This window comes from Sphingomonas albertensis (assembly GCF_014358075.1).
Classification (GTDB): domain Bacteria; phylum Pseudomonadota; class Alphaproteobacteria; order Sphingomonadales; family Sphingomonadaceae; genus Sphingomonas; species Sphingomonas albertensis.
Window position 1 is genome coordinate 100564 of the sequence record NZ_JACONT010000004.1, and the last position, 14988, is coordinate 115551.

Below are 14988 nucleotides of genomic sequence, written 5' to 3' on the forward strand. Positions count from 1 at the left end.
CCGGAGTAACGGTGCGCAACGCACATCAGCGACGTTCCCCAACTGGGCCCCGGCCTCCGCCGGGGTGGCGTGCTTCTGAACGGTGGGGGGGCTTCTATTTACCCGTGCGTACGCCCGAAATCCTGCACGTCGTCGTCCTGCCCCTGCTCGACGATGCTCCGCCGGATCGCCCGGGTCCGCGTGAACAGGTCGAACAACGCGTCGCCGTCGCCCCATCGGATCGCGCGCTGGAGGTGGCTAAGATCCTCGGAAAAGCGCTGCAACATCTCCAGCACCGCCTCGCGATTGTTGAGGAAGATGTCGCGCCACATGGTCGGGTCCGACGCCGCGATCCGGGTGAAGTCGCGGAAGCCGCCGGCGGAATATTTAATGACCTCGGACTGGGTCACCTCCTCCAGATCGCCTGCGGTGCCGACGATCGTGTAGGCGATCAGATGCGGCAGATGGCTGGTGACGGCGAGGACGCGGTCGTGATGCTCGGGCGCCATCGTCTCGACCTGCGCGCCGAGCCTGCGCCAGAATTCGGAGACACGCTCGACCGCGACCGGGTCTGCGCCTGCGGGGGGCGTGACGATGCACCAGCGGTGGCGGAACAGCGTCGCGAAGCCGGCTTCGGGGCCGCTCCGCTCGGTGCCAGCGACCGGATGCGCGGGGATGACGATCGCGTTCGGCAGGGCTTCGGTCAGCGCGCGGACGATCTCGGCCTTGCAGCTGCCGACGTCGCTGACGACCGCGTCGGCGGGGAGTTCGGCTGCGAACTCACGCGCGACATCGCCCATGATGCCGACGGGGACGCACAGGATTACGAGGTCGGCGTCGATCACCGCTGCGCCGGCGGAGTCCGCAACGTCGTCGCAGAACTGCAGCCGGTCTGCCGCCTCGCGCACGCTGGCGTCGGCGTCGTAGCCGGTGACGCGGACCGTCGGCATCGTTTCCCGTACCGCGCGCGCCACCGACGAGCCGATCAGTCCCAGCCCGATGATCGTGACGCGCGCGAACGGCAGCATCAGGCGCTTTCGACCAGGTTGCGCAGTGCCGCAGTGACGCCGCGCGTTTCCTCCTCGGTGCCGATCGTGATGCGCAGCGCGTTGGGCAGGCCCTGGCCGGGCAGCCAGCGGACGATATAGCCCGCCTCCATCAGCCCGTGATACGCGGCGTCGGCGGTCAGCTTGCCCTCGAACAGCACGAGCACGAAGTTCGCCTTGGACGGTACGCAACGAAGCCCGGCATTGCCCATCTGCCCGATCTGCTCGACGAACCAGCCGCGCCACTGGTCGTTGTGCGCGCGCGTCGCCTCGACGAAGGCGGTGTCGGCGATCGCGGCGACGGCGGCGGCCTGGCCCGCGGTGGTCACGTTGAACGGTGCGCGGATGCGGTGCATCGCGTCGATGATCGGCGCGCAGGCATAGCCCCAGCCGATCCGCTCCGCCGCCAGCCCGTGAATCTTCGAGAAGGTCCGCGTGACGAGCACGTTCGCCTCGGTCATCGCCAGCGCGAGACCGGCATCGTCCTCTTCCGGCGACAGATATTCGGCATAGGCCTGGTCGAGCACGAGCAGCACCGACTTCGGCAGGCCGGCATGCAGCCGCGCGATTTCGGCGCGCGGCGTGAACGTGCCGGTCGGATTGTTCGGGTTGGCGACGAACACGACGCGGGTGCGCTCGGTGACCGCGGCGAGGATCGCGTCGACGTCGGTGGCGTAGTCGCGGTCGTCGACGATGACGGGTTCCGCCCCCACCCGTCGCGTCGCGATCTCGTAGACCGCGAAGCCGTAGCGGACATGGATGATCTCGTCGCCCGGGCCGGCATAGGCGCCCGCGACCAGATGCAGGATCTCGTCCGAGCCGGTGCCGTAGATCACGCGTGCCGGGTCGAGGTCGTAATGCGCCGCGAGCGCCTCGCGCAGCGCGGTCGCGCCGGCATCGGGGTAGCGTTCCAGCGTCCGGTCGGCAGCATCGAACGCGGCCTTCGCGGCGGGGCTGGTGCCGAGCGGATTTTCGTTCGACGACAGCTTGATCACCGTGCGGCCATCGTCGGTCGTCGAGCGACCGGGCGTGTACGGCGCGATCCCCAGAATCCAGGGCTTCGGCGCGGGTGCGGGCATGATGTTTGTCATGGCCGCGGGACATAGCGGGCGCGGTGCCGCGGTGGCAAATATTTGTGCGTGGGTGGGATGGTGTTTGGCCAAGGTCGGCATCGAGCCCGCCCGCTTCCCCCCGCCATCCTGACGAAAGTCAGGACCCAGAGCCACGGAAGTCACCGCTCGTTACCCTGGGTCCTGACTTTCGTCAGGATGACGGAGGAGGGGGGACGGATGACGGGACGATGCGGATGATCCTCCCCCGCCAGGGGGTGGCGCGAAGCGACGGAGGGGGAGGGTGACGCAACAGCGGTTTTCCTTTCCTCCCCCTCCGTCTGGCAAGCGCCAGCCACCTCCCCCTGGCGGGGGAGGATCGAGGATGCGGCGCTGGCATGACGACGGGCGCTTATGGTAGCGCGCGGCATGCTCGACACGCCTGCCATCGACCCCAGAACCGGCCACGACACCGACCAGCGCTTCGGCCTCGCGCGGCGCGTCACGTTGCCGGGGCCGCTGCGGCTCGACGGCGGCGTGCTGCTATCACCGGTCGACATCGCGTATGAGACCTATGGTACGCTCAACGCCGACGCCTCCAACGCGATCCTGATCTGCCACGCGCTGACCGGCGACCAGCATGTCGCGTCGAACCACCCCCGCACCGGCAAGCCCGGCTGGTGGACGCGGATGGTCGGCGAGGGCAAGCCGATCGACCCCGCACGCCACTTCGTCGTCTGCGCGAACGTGCTTGGCAGTTGCATGGGCTCGTCGGGGCCGGCGACGATCAATCCGGCGACCGGGCGGCCCTGGGCGATGGGGTTTCCGGTCATCACGATCCGCGACATGGTGCGCGCGCAGGCGATGCTGCTCGATCATCTCGGCGTCGGCGTGCTCCACGCGGTAGTCGGCGGATCGATGGGCGGGATGCAGGCGCTGAGCTGGCCCGCGACCTTCCCCGACCGCGTGAAGGCGTGTGTCGTCATCGCCTCGACCGCGCGGCACACCGCGCAGAACATCGCGTTCCACGAGGTTGGGCGCCAGGCGGTGATGGCCGACCCGAACTGGCGCGGCGGCGAGTATCACGACGACGCAGCGCCGACCGCGGGGCTCGCAGTCGCGCGGATGGCGGCGCACATCACGTATCTGTCCGAAGCCGGGCTGACCGAGAAGTTCGGTCGTCGGCTCCAAGCGCGCGATGCGAAATCGTTCGGGTTCGACGCGGATTTCCAGGTCGAGAGCTATCTGCGCCACCAGGGGCTAGCCTTCACCGACCGGTTCGATGCGAACTCGTACCTCTACATCACGCGAGCGATGGATTATTTCGATCTCGCCGAGGAGCATGGCGGGCTGCTCGCCAACGCCTTCCGCGCGACCAAGTCGCGGTTCTGTCTCGTCAGCTTCGACACCGACTGGCTGTACCCGACTGCCGAGTCGCGCGCGATCGTTCAGGCGCTGAACGCGGCCGGCGCGCCGGTCAGCTTCGTCGAGCTGTCGAGCCCCTACGGCCACGACGCATTCCTGCTCGAGGCGCCCGATCTCAACCGGGTCGTCGACGGTTTCCTGAGGGCTGGCCGATGACGATCATCCTTTCGGACGACGCGAGTCGGTTGCAGATCGACCGCATCCATGGCTGGCTGGCGAGCAGCTATTGGTCGCCGGGAATCGAACGCGATCTGGTCAAGCGCGCGATCGCCGGCTCGCATTGTCTCGGTGCTTATCGGGACGACGCGCAAGTCGGGTTTGCGCGGATGATTACCGATCATGCGACCTTCGCGTGGCTTGCCGACGTCTGGGTCGAGGAGACGGCACGAGGGCAGGGGCTCGGGCGCCGAATGGTGAGCTGGTTCCTGGACCACCCATCGTTCGCCGGGCTGCGGCGGATCGGCCTCGTCACTGCCGACGCACACGGCGTATACGCCGACCTCGGCTTCCATCCGCTGGTCCGCGCCGATCGCTATATGGAGAGGCTCGCCCCCGGCCTCGCCGAGCAATTACGGACCGCGCCATGACCTTACGGACCGACCTCGCCGTCATCGCCGAGAACGTCGCGCAAGGCAGCCGCGTGCTCGATATCGGCTGCGGCGACGGTGCACTGATGGCGGCGCTACGCGACACCCGCGACGTCGATGCGCGTGGGCTGGAGATCGACGCGCACAACGTCGCCTCCGCGGTCGCGCGCGGGCTATCGGTGATCCAGGGTGATGCCGATATCGACCTCGCGGGCTATCCCGATGGCAGCTTCGATTACGCGATCCTCAGCCAGACGCTACAGACCGCACGCGCGCCCGACCTCGTGCTCGATCACCTGTTGCGGATCGGTCGGCGCGCGTTCGTCAGCTTCCCCAATTTCGCGCATTGGCGCGTGCGGCTGTCGCTGCTGTGGGGCGGGCGGATGCCGGTGACGCGGCAATTGCCCGAGAGCTGGTACGACACGCCGAATATCCACCACGTCACGATCGACGATTTCCGCAGCTTCGTGAAAGCGCGCGGGATCATCGTCGAGGATGCGTGGTTCCTGTCCGGTGACAAGCGGACAGGCGCGGGGGGCGCCAATTTACTGGCCGAGCACGCGGTTTTCCTGCTGCGGCGGTAATGATACAGCGATAAATGTAATATTATGTCGCCGAATGCTGATCGAGATCAGTATCGCCACGGAACCGATCGGTCGGCGACCGGTTAACACGCCGATGACCAAGACCGCCCTCATTGTCGAAGACGAGATTTTCGTCGCGCTCGACCTCGAGAGAATCCTCACCGATGCCGGCTACGGCGTCGCGGGGATCGCGGCCGATCGCGAGAGCGCGATCGCGGCGGCTCCCGGGTGCAGCTTCGCGTTCGTCGATATCAATCTGCGCGATGGCGCGACCGGGCCCGAGATCGCCAAGCGGATGTCGGACGAATACGGCGTCAAGGTCGTGTTCGTCACAGCCAATCCCGCGCAGATCGGTGATGCGGAGTGCCTGGGTTATATCCGCAAGCCGTTCAGCGACGCGGCGATCCTCGCTGCGGCCGCCCTCGCTTGCGACGAGCAGCCGGCGATCCACGATGACGTCATCCGCATCGTCTAGCGGCTGAACGCGGCCTTCGGGATATCGAGCACGACGGTCAGGCCCGAGTCGTTCCAAATGCGCTCGATCTTGCCACCCAGTTGGCGCACGGCACTCATCTCGATGAGCTGCGTACCAAACCCGGCTGGCGTCGTCGGTTCGATCACGACGGGCCCACCGTCCTCGCTCCAGGTCAGCGTCACCGTGTCGTCGCTTGCAGCTACGGCGATCCGGACGGTGCCCAGTTCGGTGGCGAGCCCGCCATATTTGGTCGCGTTGGTCGCCAGCTCGTGGAACAGCAGCGCCAGCGGCGTGGCGGAGCGATCGTCGATCGCCACGTCGTCGCCCGATACGATCACGCGAACGCCATCGACGCGCTGATACGGCTCGAACAGCTCCTGCAACAGGCCGTGCAGGCTGTTCTGCGCCGCGGAAGGGCGTGAGTTGGCGCTGTGGGGCCGGACGAAGTCGTGCGCGCGGCCGAGTGCGGTAATGCGGTGGCGCAGGTCGGTCGCGATGCCGGCGAATTCGGGTTTGCCACGTGCGGCGAATGCGATCAGCCCGGCGATCACTGCGAAGATGTTCTTGATGCGGTGGCTCAGCTCCTGGCTGATGACCTCGCGCTCTTCATAGGCGAGCTTCTGTTCGTGGATGTCGGTGCACGTCCCGAACCAGCGCTGGATCGCACCGCTTTCGTCGCGCACCGGCAGCGCGCGGCCGAGTACCCAGCGGTACGTGCCGTCGAAATGCCGCAGCCGATATTCGATATTGTACGGCTCGCCCGTGTCGAGCGAGTGACGCCACAGCGCCCAGGCACGATCCTGATCCTCGGGGTGGAACATGTCGTTCCAGCCCTCGCCATCGGTCGTCCCCACGGGCGTGCCGGTAAACTCGTACCAGCGGGCGTTGAAATAATCGTGGAAGCCGTCGGGCAGCGTCGACCACACCATCTGCGGCATCGTGTCCGCCAGCGTGCGGAACTTCAGGTCGCTCGCCTCGAGCGTACGCCGCGCCTCGGCCTCGGCCATCGCCTGCTCGCGCGCGGTGCGGCGATCGTCGAGCCGGCCCATCGCGGCCTTCGCGAGCAAGGTCATGCCGTCGCGCTGAAACCGGTTCAGCCCCTCGCGCGGATCGGGCGCCAGCACGCACAGCGCGCCCAGCGGCACGCCTTCGCTGGAGACCAGCGGCGCACCCGCATAGAATCGTACGTACGGCGGACCGGTCACCAGCGCGTTGTCGACGAAGCGCGGGTCCTCCTGCGCGTCGGGCACTTCCATCACCTCGTGATGGTGCATCGCGTGCGCGCAGAACGACATGCTGCGCGGGGTCTGCTCCAGATCGGTGCCGGTGCGCGACAGGAAACGCTGATACTCTTCCTCGACCAAGCTCAGCAACGCGACCGGCGCGCCGCAAAGCTCGGCCGCGAACGACACGATGTCGTCCAACTGGCCCTTCGCGCGCGCGCCCGCCACGTCGTAGGACGCAATTACGCGCGCGCGTGCAACCTCGTCGAACGTGGTGGTTGGCGGTAGAGACGTCAGCGTCGTCACGGAGATCAGAACGGCACGTCGTCGTCGAGATCGTCCGAGAAGCCGCCGGTCTGGCCGAAGCTGCCACCGCGCGCACCGCCACCGCCGCCCGAGGGCGCGCCGCCGCCACGGCTGCCACCGCCGCCGTAACCGCCGCCGCCACCCGACGAACCACCGCCGAAGTCGTTGCCGCCACCGCCGCCGGCCCAGTCGTCGCCGCCACCACGGCTACCACCGCCGCCGCCTGCACCACCGCCTGCGCCGCCGTTCGGGCCGTCGAGCATCGTCAGCACGCTGTTGAAGCCCTGCAGCACGATCTCGGTCGAATATTTGTCCTGGCCCTGCGCGTCCTGCCACTTCCGGGTCTGGAGCGCGCCCTCGATATAGACCTTCGAGCCCTTGCGCAGATACTTTTCCGCGACGTTGGCAAGACCTTCGTTGAAGATCGCGACCGAATGCCATTCGGTCTTTTCCTTGCGCTCGCCCGACATCTTGTCCTTCCAGGACTCGGATGTCGCAATGCGCAGATTGACGACCTTGCCGCCGTTCTGGAACGCCTTGCTCTCCGGGTCGCGACCCAGATTGCCGACGATGATGACCTTGTTGACGCTGCCTGCCATGATGCCCCTCAGAGGCCGGCGAACACCGCCAGCCAGTATGTAATGCCAGCCATGATGTAGGCGGCGGCGAACAAATAGCCAACCATGAACGCCGGCCATTTCCACCCATTGGTCTCGCGACGGGTGACGGCGATGGTCGAGATGCACTGCGGCGCGAATACGAACCACATCAGGAAGGCGAGCGCGGTCGGCAGGCTCCAGCGACCGCGCAGGTTCTCGACCATCGCCTTGCCGCCCTGGTTGCTGTCGGGATCGTCGATTGCGTAGACCGTGCCGATCGCTGCGACCGCGACTTCGCGCGCGGCCATCGCCGGGATCAGCGCGAGGACGATGTCGCGGTTGAAGCCGATTGGCGCGAACACCGGCGCGATGCCGTTGGCGATCCTACCTGCGACCGAATAATCGACTGCCGAAATCTTCGGTGCACCGGCGGGCTGCTCGGGCGGCTTGGGGAAGCTCAGCAGCACCCACAGGATGATCGTCGAGGTCAGGATGATGCCGCCGGCGCGCTTCAGGAAGATCTGCGCGCGGCTCCACAGCCCGATGCCGACGTCGCGCCACTGCGGCCACTGGTATTTCGGCATCTCCATCATGAAGCCCGACGACACGCCCTTGGTTACCGTCCGGCGCAGCACCAGCGCGGCGACGAACGCACCGACGATGCCCATCACGTACAGGCCGAGCATCACCAGGCCCTGCAATCCGACGAACGGCAGCACCTGCGTGTTGGGAATGAACGCGCCGATGATCAGCGTGTAGACCGGCAGGCGCGCGGAGCACGTCATCAGCGGCGCGATCAGGATCGTGGTCAGCCGGTCCTTCTCGTCGTCGATCGTCCGCGTCGCCATGATACCCGGGATCGCGCAGGCGAAGCTCGACAGCAAAGGAATGAACGCGCGACCCGAGAGCCCGACGCTCGCCATGACGCGGTCCATCAGGAACGCCGCGCGGACCATGTAGCCGCTCGCCTCGAGGACGAGGATGAATAGGAACAGGATCAGAATCTGCGGCAGGAACACGATCACCGCACCGACGCCTTTGATCACGCCATCGACCAGCAGCGAGCGGAGCAGCGAATCGGGCATTTCGGCGGTGATGAACGCCTGGAGCGCGGTGAAGCCCGCGTCGATCGCGTCCATGAATGGTTGTGCCCAGCTGAATACCGCCTGGAACATCAGGAACATGATCGCGAGCAGCAGGATCGGCCCGGCGACGGGGTGCAGCGCGACCGCGTCGAGCATGTGCGTCCAGCGACGAACGGTCGTCTCGGATACGGTCGCCGCGGTGGCGATCGTACGGGCGCGACGCTGGAGCGTGACTATGTCGTCCTGGACGCTGCCGTCCGATTTACGGAGGCGCATCGGGCCGTTGACGACGATGCCCGACAGCGCGGCCTTGAGGTCATCGAGACCCCGCTTGCGTACCGCGACGGTCGGGATCACCGGCACGCCGAGTTCGCGTTCTAGCACCTTGGGGTCGAGCTTCAGCCCGTCTCGCTCGGCGAGATCGACCATGTTGAGCGCGACCACGACCGGCAGGCCGAGCGCGATCAGCTGCAGCGTGAAGCGCAGATGGTTGTCGAGATTGGCGGCATCGACGACGACGACCAGCGCGTCTGGCAGGCGCTCGCCGTCCTGCGTACCGGTGACGACGTCGCGCGTGACACGCTCATCGGGGGAGGATGGCTCGAGGCTGTACGCGCCGGGCAGGTCGACCAGTTCGATCGGCCGCCCGTCATCGAGCATCAGCCGCCCGACCTTCCGCTCGACCGTGACGCCCGGATAATTGCCGACCTTTTGCCGCGCACCGGTCAGCGCATTGAACAGCGCGCTCTTGCCGGCATTGGGATTGCCGACCAGCGCAACCAGCGGTGCTGCGTTCATTTTATGGGATTATTCAGCCGCGGCAGGCATCGGCAAAACCTGGATCGCGCCGGCGACGGCACGACGGAGCGCGACGGTCATGCGACCGATCCGGCAGGCGATCGGGCCTTGGCCGAGCGTCGCACGGTGCAGCACCTCGACATCGACCCCCTCGTCGAAGCCCAGCTCGCGCAGACGACGTGCTTCCGGCCCTGCAAGGCGCGCCCACTCGATTGCCGCAACAATGGCGTGCTGCTTGCGCGGCAGGGTTTCGAGGCTGACGGAACGATCGAGGCGAGTGTCCATGATGCGAGTGATTATCAGTAACGCTCGCGGAAGGGAAGCCCTAAGCGGCTCGGCCGACCGCTAACGCCCCGTCATCCTGACGAAAGTCAGGACCCAGAGCCAAACAGGACGGCGTTCGTCGCTCTGGGTCCTCGGTCGCGCCCAGGATGACGAAGTTTGGGAGACGTCCGCGCTCAAACCCTCAGGTCATCGGATAGCGCAGGCGCCCAACGAATCGCGACAGGCTGAAGCTGTGCTCGGTTCGCTTGAGGAAACCGGCCTTGGCCTTTTCGAACTGCATGATCTCGTTGATGCGGCGACCCAGGAACGCGCGCGTTTCGGCCAACCCTTCGCTCTCGTCGTCGAGAAACACGGTGATCGTCGACGCGTACACGCCGAGCAGGATGGTACGCTTGGTGTAGTAATTATAATCCGTCGAGACGTCGCCGGCTGCGCGCCAGATCGTATCGACCGTCCGCCAGCCAAGCCGCGTCGCCTTCGCCAGATTCTGCGGGAGCGCGAGGATCGCCACCGCTCGGCGCAGCGATTCGCGATCGATCGACGTCGCATCGAGTCGCGCCTCGACCAATGCGGTGATCTTCTCGCGGATCTTCATCAGCGCGAGCCGCTCGGGCGGCACGGCGGCGAGCATCACGCCGTCGATATGCGCGAACCACGCGTCGATCATGTCGACCGGGCCGTCCTTGAACGCCAGCGCGGCGACGTCGGTGTCGATTCCCTCCGCCTGCGCGGCCATGTCGCGCGCGGCGTCGCTCCAGCCGTCGAACGCGGCGTTGGAAGCGATGCCGGGCGCCAGCAGGGCGCGGATTTCGTCGAGCGTAAGGTCCTGGGTCATACCGTCTCCTGCCGTCCAAAATCAGGCGTATCAAGCGCGTCTTCAAGAGGTAACGCTTCGGGACCCGGTCCCTGGCGAACGAGGACCAGCGCGACCGCCACCATTACGACGCCGACCAGATCCGCCGTGCCAAGCCGCTCGCCATATACCAGCCAGCCGACCAGCCCCGCCACCACCGGCTGGATCAGCAACGCGATCCCGATCACCAGCGGCGTGAAGCGGCCGAGCGCATAGATCATCAATCCCTGGCCGAGCACCTGGCTGCACAAGGCGAGCCCGATAAGCGGCCCCCAATGCGTCGGCAAAACGCGCTCGCCCATCGCCAGGGCGAATATCAACGGCGGCACGATGCCTGCGAGCGTCGACAGCGTCAGCGCGGATATCGGGGCGAGCGTCGCCCGGGCGCGTGCCATCAGGATGAAATAGACGGTGTAGAGCAGCCCCGCGAGCAGGCAGAACAGATCGCCCGCCAGGTTCTTCGCATCGAGCTGATACGACCGCCCGAGCAGCAACGCGCCGCCCGCCGCCGCCAACGCCAATGCAAACCCTTGCGTCCGCGTCGGCCAGCTTCGCACGATCAGGAACCCATAGATCGGGAAGATCAGCGTCGCGACGTTGCCGAACAATGTCGCGTTGGCGAGCGTCGTGCGCAGGATTCCGAGATGCCACGTGCCGAGGTCGGCCGCGAAGCACACCCCGCCCGCGAGCAGCCCGGCCCACAGCTTCCACCCGAGCCGCATCGGCCGCGCGCCCTGCTGGACCGCCAGCACCACGAGGAACGGCACCGCCAGCGTGAGCCGCCAGAACCCCGCCGCCACCGGCCCGACCTCGGTCGCGCGCACGAACCACGGCCCGAACGCGAGTGCGACGTTCGCCACGACCAGCGCCGCGAACGCGATCAGGCCCGGCGCGGCGACACTGTTCGCCTCCGTCGTCAAACCGCGCGGCGTATCGGGCACGCTAGATAATGTTTGCGGGGCGGGGCGATGCATGCCGCCCTGTAGCCTCCTATCTTCCGCCCGTCAGGCCAATAAGGAGCTTCCATGCCTAGCCTTTTCGATTCCATTACCCTGGGCGCCATCGCCGCGCCGAACCGCATCCTCATGGCGCCGCTTACGCGTGGGCGTGCCGACAAGGATGCCGTTCCGACCGACATGATGGTCGAGTATTATACGCAGCGGGCGAGCGCCGGCCTGATCATCTCGGAGGCCACCGGCATCAGCCGCGAAGGCCTTGGCTGGCCGTTCGCGCCGGGTCTGTGGACCGATGCGCAGGTCGCCGCCTGGAAGCCCGTCACCGACTCGGTCCACGCCGCCGGCGGCCGGATCATCGCGCAGCTTTGGCACATGGGGCGTCAGGTCCATTCGTCGGTGATCGGCGGCCAGCCGGTCTCGTCGTCGGCGACCGCGACCGAAGGCCAGGCGCACACGTTCGAGGGCAAGCAGGACTTCGAGGTCGCGCGTCCGCTCGAACTGAACGAGATTCCGCGCCTGCTGAACGATTACGAACTGGCGACGAAGAACGCGATGGCGGCCGGCTTCGACGGCGTGCAGATCCACGCCGCCAACGGCTATCTGATCGACCAGTTCCTGCGCGACAACGCCAATCTGCGTACTGACGAGTACGGTGGCTCGATCGAGAACCGTATCCGCCTGCTGCGTGAAGTCGCCGAGCGCGTGATCTCGGTCGCGGGGGCCGATCGCGTCAGCGTTCGCCTGTCGCCCAACGGCGAGTCGCAGGGCGTCGACGACAGCAACCCCGAGCCGCTTTTCACCGCCGCTGCGAAGGCGCTGTCCGACCTCGGCATCGCGTTCCTCGAACTGCGTGAGCCCGGCCCCGATGGCACCTTTGGCCGTACTGACGTGCCAAAGCTCAGCCCGGCGATCCGGAAGGTCTTCAAGGGCGTGCTGGTCGTGAACTCGGACTATGACACGCTGGAGAAGGCCCAGGCCGAACTCGACAAGGGTGATGCCGACGCAATCAGCTTCGGACGCCCGTTCATCGCCAACCCGGACCTGCCGGAGCGCCTGCGTGACGGCGCGCCGCTGGCGAAGGACGACGCGAAGACGTGGTACAGCCAGGGCCCCGAGGGGTACATCGACTACCCCGCGCTCGAGACCGCGAACGCTTAAGGCCAGCTCAGGCCCGATCCTCCCCCGCAAGGGGGAGGCGTCGCCGAAGGTGACGGAGGGGGAGGACACGGAACGAGCGTGAGCGCGTGCCTCCCCCTCCGTCAGGCTGCGCCTGCCACCTCCCCCTGGCGGGGGAGGATCGTGAGGACCGGCTGCCTCTAGTCACCGGTGACGCCATCGCCTAGCAGCGCGCCTCCGCGTCGTACGGCGCACCGGTGACGACAGGATATCCAATGACCGACGGCTGGCCGAGCGGCGGCAGGGGAACGGGGCCGCTCATGCCCGGCACCGCCGACCGTGCCGCAAAGCGCGCGGAGGAGCGCGCCAACGGCCGCGAACAGCGCGCGAGGGAGCGACTAGCCGCGTCGGAGCAGCGATCCGAATCGCGCGCCGCCCAGCGTGACCTTCAGTCCCAGGAGCGCGAACGCGCCCGCGAAAGCCGGCGGGTCGAGGAGGATCAGCGGATCAAGGCGCGGCTCGATGCACCGCCGACCAACGATGTCGAGGCGCTGAAGATCTCCAAGCGCCGCCGCTCGGGCGCGCTCGCGCGCAGCGGCGAGGAGTCGAAGACCGACCGCGACACGCGCAGCTACAGGACGATCGTCGATACTGCCCGAATCCGCACGCTCGCCGATCGCGGCGCGTCGGTGTCGGGGCTCGCCGGCGCGTTCGGCATCACGATCGAAGAGGTCGAGGCGGCGTTGCTCGAGACCGCACCCAAGGACTGAACCTCGTCAGGCGGCAGTCCCGTCGCCCGCGAGCCACGCCTTCGCTTCGTCGATGTCGAGAAACGTGCGACAATTCTCCGCCTTCAGGTAACGTTCGGTCTGGAGCTTCGCCAGATGAGACGCGACCACCGCGGCGATCGGCGCCGACGTCACCTTCAGCGCCTTGGGCATCATTGCCTCCAGTGCATCGATGACCTTCAACGGCTGGATCGCCGCCTTGCGCAGGTCGGCGAGCACGACGAACCGGCCATGATACAGCCGCGCCGCCGTGCCGCGAGCGAGCAGTTCGGCGGAGAACGCCGCGGTGGTCGCGACCGACCAAAACCCCTCGGTGACGATGGTGAGCGTCTTGGTCGGCGCGTCGAAGCTGATCGTGTACATGCCGCCGTCCGCTACCATCGGCATCTTAACGATATGCCTTCACGATGCGTGGCCCTTCGGTTCAGTCGGTCCCGGGAAGGTCGACATGGAGTCGGCGGAAGCGTGCCTCGATCAGGCTGTACGCACCGAACAGCGCCAGCCCGATCCCGGTCATCACGAGCAGCCACTTGCCGCCCGGTTGCGACTGCAGCCGCTCCAGCGCCTCTGCCACGCCGCCCGCGTCGCTCGCATGTGCGGTCCAGGCCGCCAGCCCGAACAGTCCGGCAACGATCAGGAACACCAGCGCGCGCGCGCCGTAGCCGATCCGACCCATCGTGCAGACGTAACCGGGCGCGGGGGCGTCGCCGCGGAGGTCGTGGATGAAATCGCCGCGCCACGCCTTTTGTGCCTGCTGGAACGCGGCGACCAGCACGCCGATAGCGACTGCGCCGACCAGAACGCGTCCGGCCGGCTGGTCGAGCAGGAGCGCGGTCCAGTCGCGTGCGCTCTCGTCGCCGGGCGAGACGGCGGCATCGCGCGATCCGGTTTTCATGGCGAGCTTGGCGGCGGTCCAGGCGAGGATCAGGTGCGCGATCCCGCTGACGAGATGGCCGATGCGCTTGAGGCTGCCCTTGATGTCGCTGCCGATTCCCTCGGGATTGGCGGCGGCTTCGGTCAGCCGCCAGACCGCGTAGCCGAGGAGGCCCGCCGCGACGATCGCCAGCAGCAATGGCCCGAGCGGTCCGTCGGCCATCGACCCGATCGCGCCCTGATTGTCGGCGATCTTGCCGCCATGCAGCGCCGCGTCGACGGCGAACCAGCCGACCAGGATATAGACCACCCCGCGCGCGGCAAATCCGAGTTTGGCGAGCAACGTCGCATTCGCATCCGAAATCATGATCGCCCCTTTGTTACGGGGGCATAACGGCGCGGAGGACTGGACGTTCCTGCGAAGGGCAGAGGAGGGTGTGGTTGCCGGCGGCTATCCTTCTCGATCGAGTAAGATTGTTTCCCCGCGAAGGCGGTGATCCAGACTGGGCTCCCGCCTTCGCGGGAGAACAAGGACGGGCATGGTGCCGCACGACTTCACGATCCTCCCCCGCAAGGGGGAGGTGGCAGGCTCTTGCCTGACGGAAGGGGAGGTAAGGTGTCACCGAAGTTCCGTGTCCTCCCCCTCCGTCGCCTTCGGCGCCACCTCCCCCTGGCGGGGGAGGATTGAAGGTTTCGCGTTCGCGAGGAGGACCGTGGGTGACACTCGGCCGTGGGACGGGTGAGGGTAAGATTATTCCGAGCGGTCGCCAGGTATGGGGCTGTCGAGCCGGGCACCATCCAGTGTCCTGTCCACCCGAGCCTTCACAGCAGCCTCCGCCGCCTTCTCCGCCGCCGTCCGCCCAAACGCCCGCCGGTTCTGGTCCGCCCGCGCCGCCGCCTCGGCCCGTGCGCGCTGCTTCCGCGCAAGCCGCAGGCTGATCACCTCACCCACGCGCGCATC

17 protein-coding genes are annotated in these 14988 nt (G+C 67.2%); 6 read left to right on the forward strand and 11 right to left on the reverse strand.

What is annotated here, in order from left to right; all coding sequences use genetic code 11:
- Positions 1 to 98: 98 nt before the first annotated feature.
- Complete coding sequence (locus H8S47_RS03370) at positions 99 to 1007, reverse strand: prephenate/arogenate dehydrogenase family protein (RefSeq protein ID WP_187502507.1); 909 nt, start codon at positions 1005 to 1007, stop codon at positions 99 to 101.
- A complete protein-coding gene (gene hisC / locus H8S47_RS03375; protein ID WP_398457722.1) occupies positions 1007 to 2104 on the reverse strand; it encodes a histidinol-phosphate transaminase in 1098 nt (365 codons plus the stop codon). Before hisC ends, H8S47_RS03370 begins: the two co-directional genes overlap by 1 nt.
- A 384-nt stretch (positions 2105 to 2488) precedes the next feature.
- On the opposite strand from hisC, the gene metX reads away from it, so the two are divergent.
- The 4 genes from metX (at position 2489) to H8S47_RS03395 (ending at position 5145) form a co-directional block, all read left to right on the forward strand.
- A complete protein-coding gene (gene metX / locus H8S47_RS03380) occupies positions 2489 to 3655 on the forward strand; it encodes a homoserine O-acetyltransferase MetX (RefSeq protein ID WP_187502509.1) in 1167 nt (388 codons plus the stop codon).
- Positions 3652 to 4086, forward strand: a complete 435-nt coding sequence (locus H8S47_RS03385; protein WP_187502510.1) for a GNAT family N-acetyltransferase — start codon at positions 3652 to 3654, stop codon at positions 4084 to 4086. Before metX ends, H8S47_RS03385 begins: the two co-directional genes overlap by 4 nt.
- Positions 4083 to 4670, forward strand: a complete 588-nt coding sequence (metW, locus tag H8S47_RS03390; RefSeq protein ID WP_187502511.1) for a methionine biosynthesis protein MetW — start codon at positions 4083 to 4085, stop codon at positions 4668 to 4670. The genes H8S47_RS03385 and metW overlap by 4 nt, the downstream gene beginning before the upstream one ends.
- Positions 4671 to 4764: 94 nt before the next feature.
- Positions 4765 to 5145 carry a response regulator gene (locus H8S47_RS03395; protein ID WP_187502556.1) on the forward strand — a complete coding sequence of 127 codons (381 nt, stop codon included), beginning with the start codon at positions 4765 to 4767 and terminating at the stop codon, positions 5143 to 5145.
- On the opposite strand, the gene H8S47_RS03400 is transcribed toward H8S47_RS03395, so the two are convergent.
- The 6 genes from H8S47_RS03400 to H8S47_RS03425 all read right to left on the reverse strand — a co-directional run bounded on the left by H8S47_RS03400 (position 5142) and on the right by H8S47_RS03425 (position 11268).
- Complete coding sequence (locus H8S47_RS03400; protein WP_328805412.1) at positions 5142 to 6674, reverse strand: sensor histidine kinase; 1533 nt, start codon at positions 6672 to 6674, stop codon at positions 5142 to 5144. The genes H8S47_RS03395 and H8S47_RS03400 overlap by 4 nt on opposite strands.
- A 5-nt stretch (positions 6675 to 6679) precedes the next feature.
- Positions 6680 to 7273, reverse strand: coding sequence for a single-stranded DNA-binding protein (gene ssb / locus H8S47_RS03405; protein ID WP_187502512.1), 594 nt, complete (start codon positions 7271 to 7273; stop codon positions 6680 to 6682).
- A gap of 8 nt (positions 7274 to 7281) precedes the next feature.
- On the reverse strand, positions 7282 to 9156 hold the full coding sequence (gene feoB / locus H8S47_RS03410) for a ferrous iron transporter B (RefSeq protein WP_187502513.1): 1875 nt from the start codon (positions 9154 to 9156) through the stop codon (positions 7282 to 7284).
- A 9-nt stretch (positions 9157 to 9165) separates the two neighbouring features.
- Positions 9166 to 9441, reverse strand: coding sequence for a FeoA family protein (locus H8S47_RS03415; protein WP_187502514.1), 276 nt, complete (start codon positions 9439 to 9441; stop codon positions 9166 to 9168).
- 181 nt (positions 9442 to 9622) lie between these two features.
- On the reverse strand, positions 9623 to 10276 hold the full coding sequence (locus H8S47_RS03420; protein ID WP_187502515.1) for a COQ9 family protein: 654 nt from the start codon (positions 10274 to 10276) through the stop codon (positions 9623 to 9625).
- Positions 10273 to 11268, reverse strand: a complete 996-nt coding sequence (locus tag H8S47_RS03425; RefSeq protein WP_187502516.1) for a DMT family transporter — start codon at positions 11266 to 11268, stop codon at positions 10273 to 10275. Before H8S47_RS03425 ends, H8S47_RS03420 begins: the two co-directional genes overlap by 4 nt.
- A gap of 51 nt (positions 11269 to 11319) precedes the next feature.
- Between H8S47_RS03425 and H8S47_RS03430 the strand changes: the two genes are divergently transcribed.
- Positions 11320 to 12408, forward strand: coding sequence for an alkene reductase (locus tag H8S47_RS03430; RefSeq protein WP_187502517.1), 1089 nt, complete (start codon positions 11320 to 11322; stop codon positions 12406 to 12408).
- A 233-nt stretch (positions 12409 to 12641) separates the two neighbouring features.
- Positions 12642 to 13136: a hypothetical protein gene (locus H8S47_RS03435; RefSeq protein WP_235982578.1), complete on the forward strand. Its 495-nt coding sequence runs from the start codon at positions 12642 to 12644 to the stop codon at positions 13134 to 13136.
- A gap of 6 nt (positions 13137 to 13142) precedes the next feature.
- Here H8S47_RS03435 and H8S47_RS03440 read toward each other — a convergent pair whose 3' ends face one another.
- The 3 genes from H8S47_RS03440 to H8S47_RS03450 all read right to left on the reverse strand — a co-directional run bounded on the left by H8S47_RS03440 (position 13143) and on the right by H8S47_RS03450 (position 14979).
- On the reverse strand, positions 13143 to 13541 hold the full coding sequence (locus H8S47_RS03440; RefSeq protein ID WP_187502518.1) for a hypothetical protein: 399 nt from the start codon (positions 13539 to 13541) through the stop codon (positions 13143 to 13145).
- A gap of 37 nt (positions 13542 to 13578) precedes the next feature.
- On the reverse strand, positions 13579 to 14394 hold the full coding sequence (locus H8S47_RS03445; protein ID WP_187502519.1) for a DUF1206 domain-containing protein: 816 nt from the start codon (positions 14392 to 14394) through the stop codon (positions 13579 to 13581).
- A gap of 384 nt (positions 14395 to 14778) precedes the next feature.
- Positions 14779 to 14979 (reverse strand): DUF4169 family protein, encoded by a 201-nt coding sequence (locus H8S47_RS03450; protein ID WP_187502520.1) that lies wholly within the window; start codon positions 14977 to 14979, stop codon positions 14779 to 14781.
- Between the last annotated feature and the right edge of the window lie 9 nt (positions 14980 to 14988).

What these genes read in the sequence shown, in the direction of transcription:
- hisC (WP_398457722.1), bottom strand. Translation starts at nt 2,104, where the DNA reads ATGCCCGCACCCGCGCCGAAGCCCTGGATTCTGGGGATCGCGCCGTAC.
- ssb (WP_187502512.1), bottom strand. Translation starts at nt 7,273, where the DNA reads ATGGCAGGCAGCGTCAACAAGGTCATCATCGTCGGCAATCTGGGTCGC.
- metX (WP_187502509.1), top strand. Translation starts at nt 2,489, where the DNA reads ATGGTAGCGCGCGGCATGCTCGACACGCCTGCCATCGACCCCAGAACC.
- H8S47_RS03395 (WP_187502556.1), top strand. Translation starts at nt 4,765, where the DNA reads ATGACCAAGACCGCCCTCATTGTCGAAGACGAGATTTTCGTCGCGCTC.
- H8S47_RS03370 (WP_187502507.1), bottom strand. Translation starts at nt 1,007, where the DNA reads ATGCTGCCGTTCGCGCGCGTCACGATCATCGGGCTGGGACTGATCGGC.
- H8S47_RS03435 (WP_235982578.1), top strand. Translation starts at nt 12,642, where the DNA reads ATGACCGACGGCTGGCCGAGCGGCGGCAGGGGAACGGGGCCGCTCATG.
- H8S47_RS03430 (WP_187502517.1), top strand. Translation starts at nt 11,320, where the DNA reads ATGCCTAGCCTTTTCGATTCCATTACCCTGGGCGCCATCGCCGCGCCG.
- H8S47_RS03445 (WP_187502519.1), bottom strand. Translation starts at nt 14,394, where the DNA reads ATGATTTCGGATGCGAATGCGACGTTGCTCGCCAAACTCGGATTTGCC.
- feoB (WP_187502513.1), bottom strand. Translation starts at nt 9,156, where the DNA reads ATGAACGCAGCACCGCTGGTTGCGCTGGTCGGCAATCCCAATGCCGGC.
- H8S47_RS03440 (WP_187502518.1), bottom strand. Translation starts at nt 13,541, where the DNA reads ATGCCGATGGTAGCGGACGGCGGCATGTACACGATCAGCTTCGACGCG.
- H8S47_RS03425 (WP_187502516.1), bottom strand. Translation starts at nt 11,268, where the DNA reads ATGCATCGCCCCGCCCCGCAAACATTATCTAGCGTGCCCGATACGCCG.
- H8S47_RS03415 (WP_187502514.1), bottom strand. Translation starts at nt 9,441, where the DNA reads ATGGACACTCGCCTCGATCGTTCCGTCAGCCTCGAAACCCTGCCGCGC.
- metW (WP_187502511.1), top strand. Translation starts at nt 4,083, where the DNA reads ATGACCTTACGGACCGACCTCGCCGTCATCGCCGAGAACGTCGCGCAA.
- H8S47_RS03385 (WP_187502510.1), top strand. Translation starts at nt 3,652, where the DNA reads ATGACGATCATCCTTTCGGACGACGCGAGTCGGTTGCAGATCGACCGC.
- H8S47_RS03420 (WP_187502515.1), bottom strand. Translation starts at nt 10,276, where the DNA reads ATGACCCAGGACCTTACGCTCGACGAAATCCGCGCCCTGCTGGCGCCC.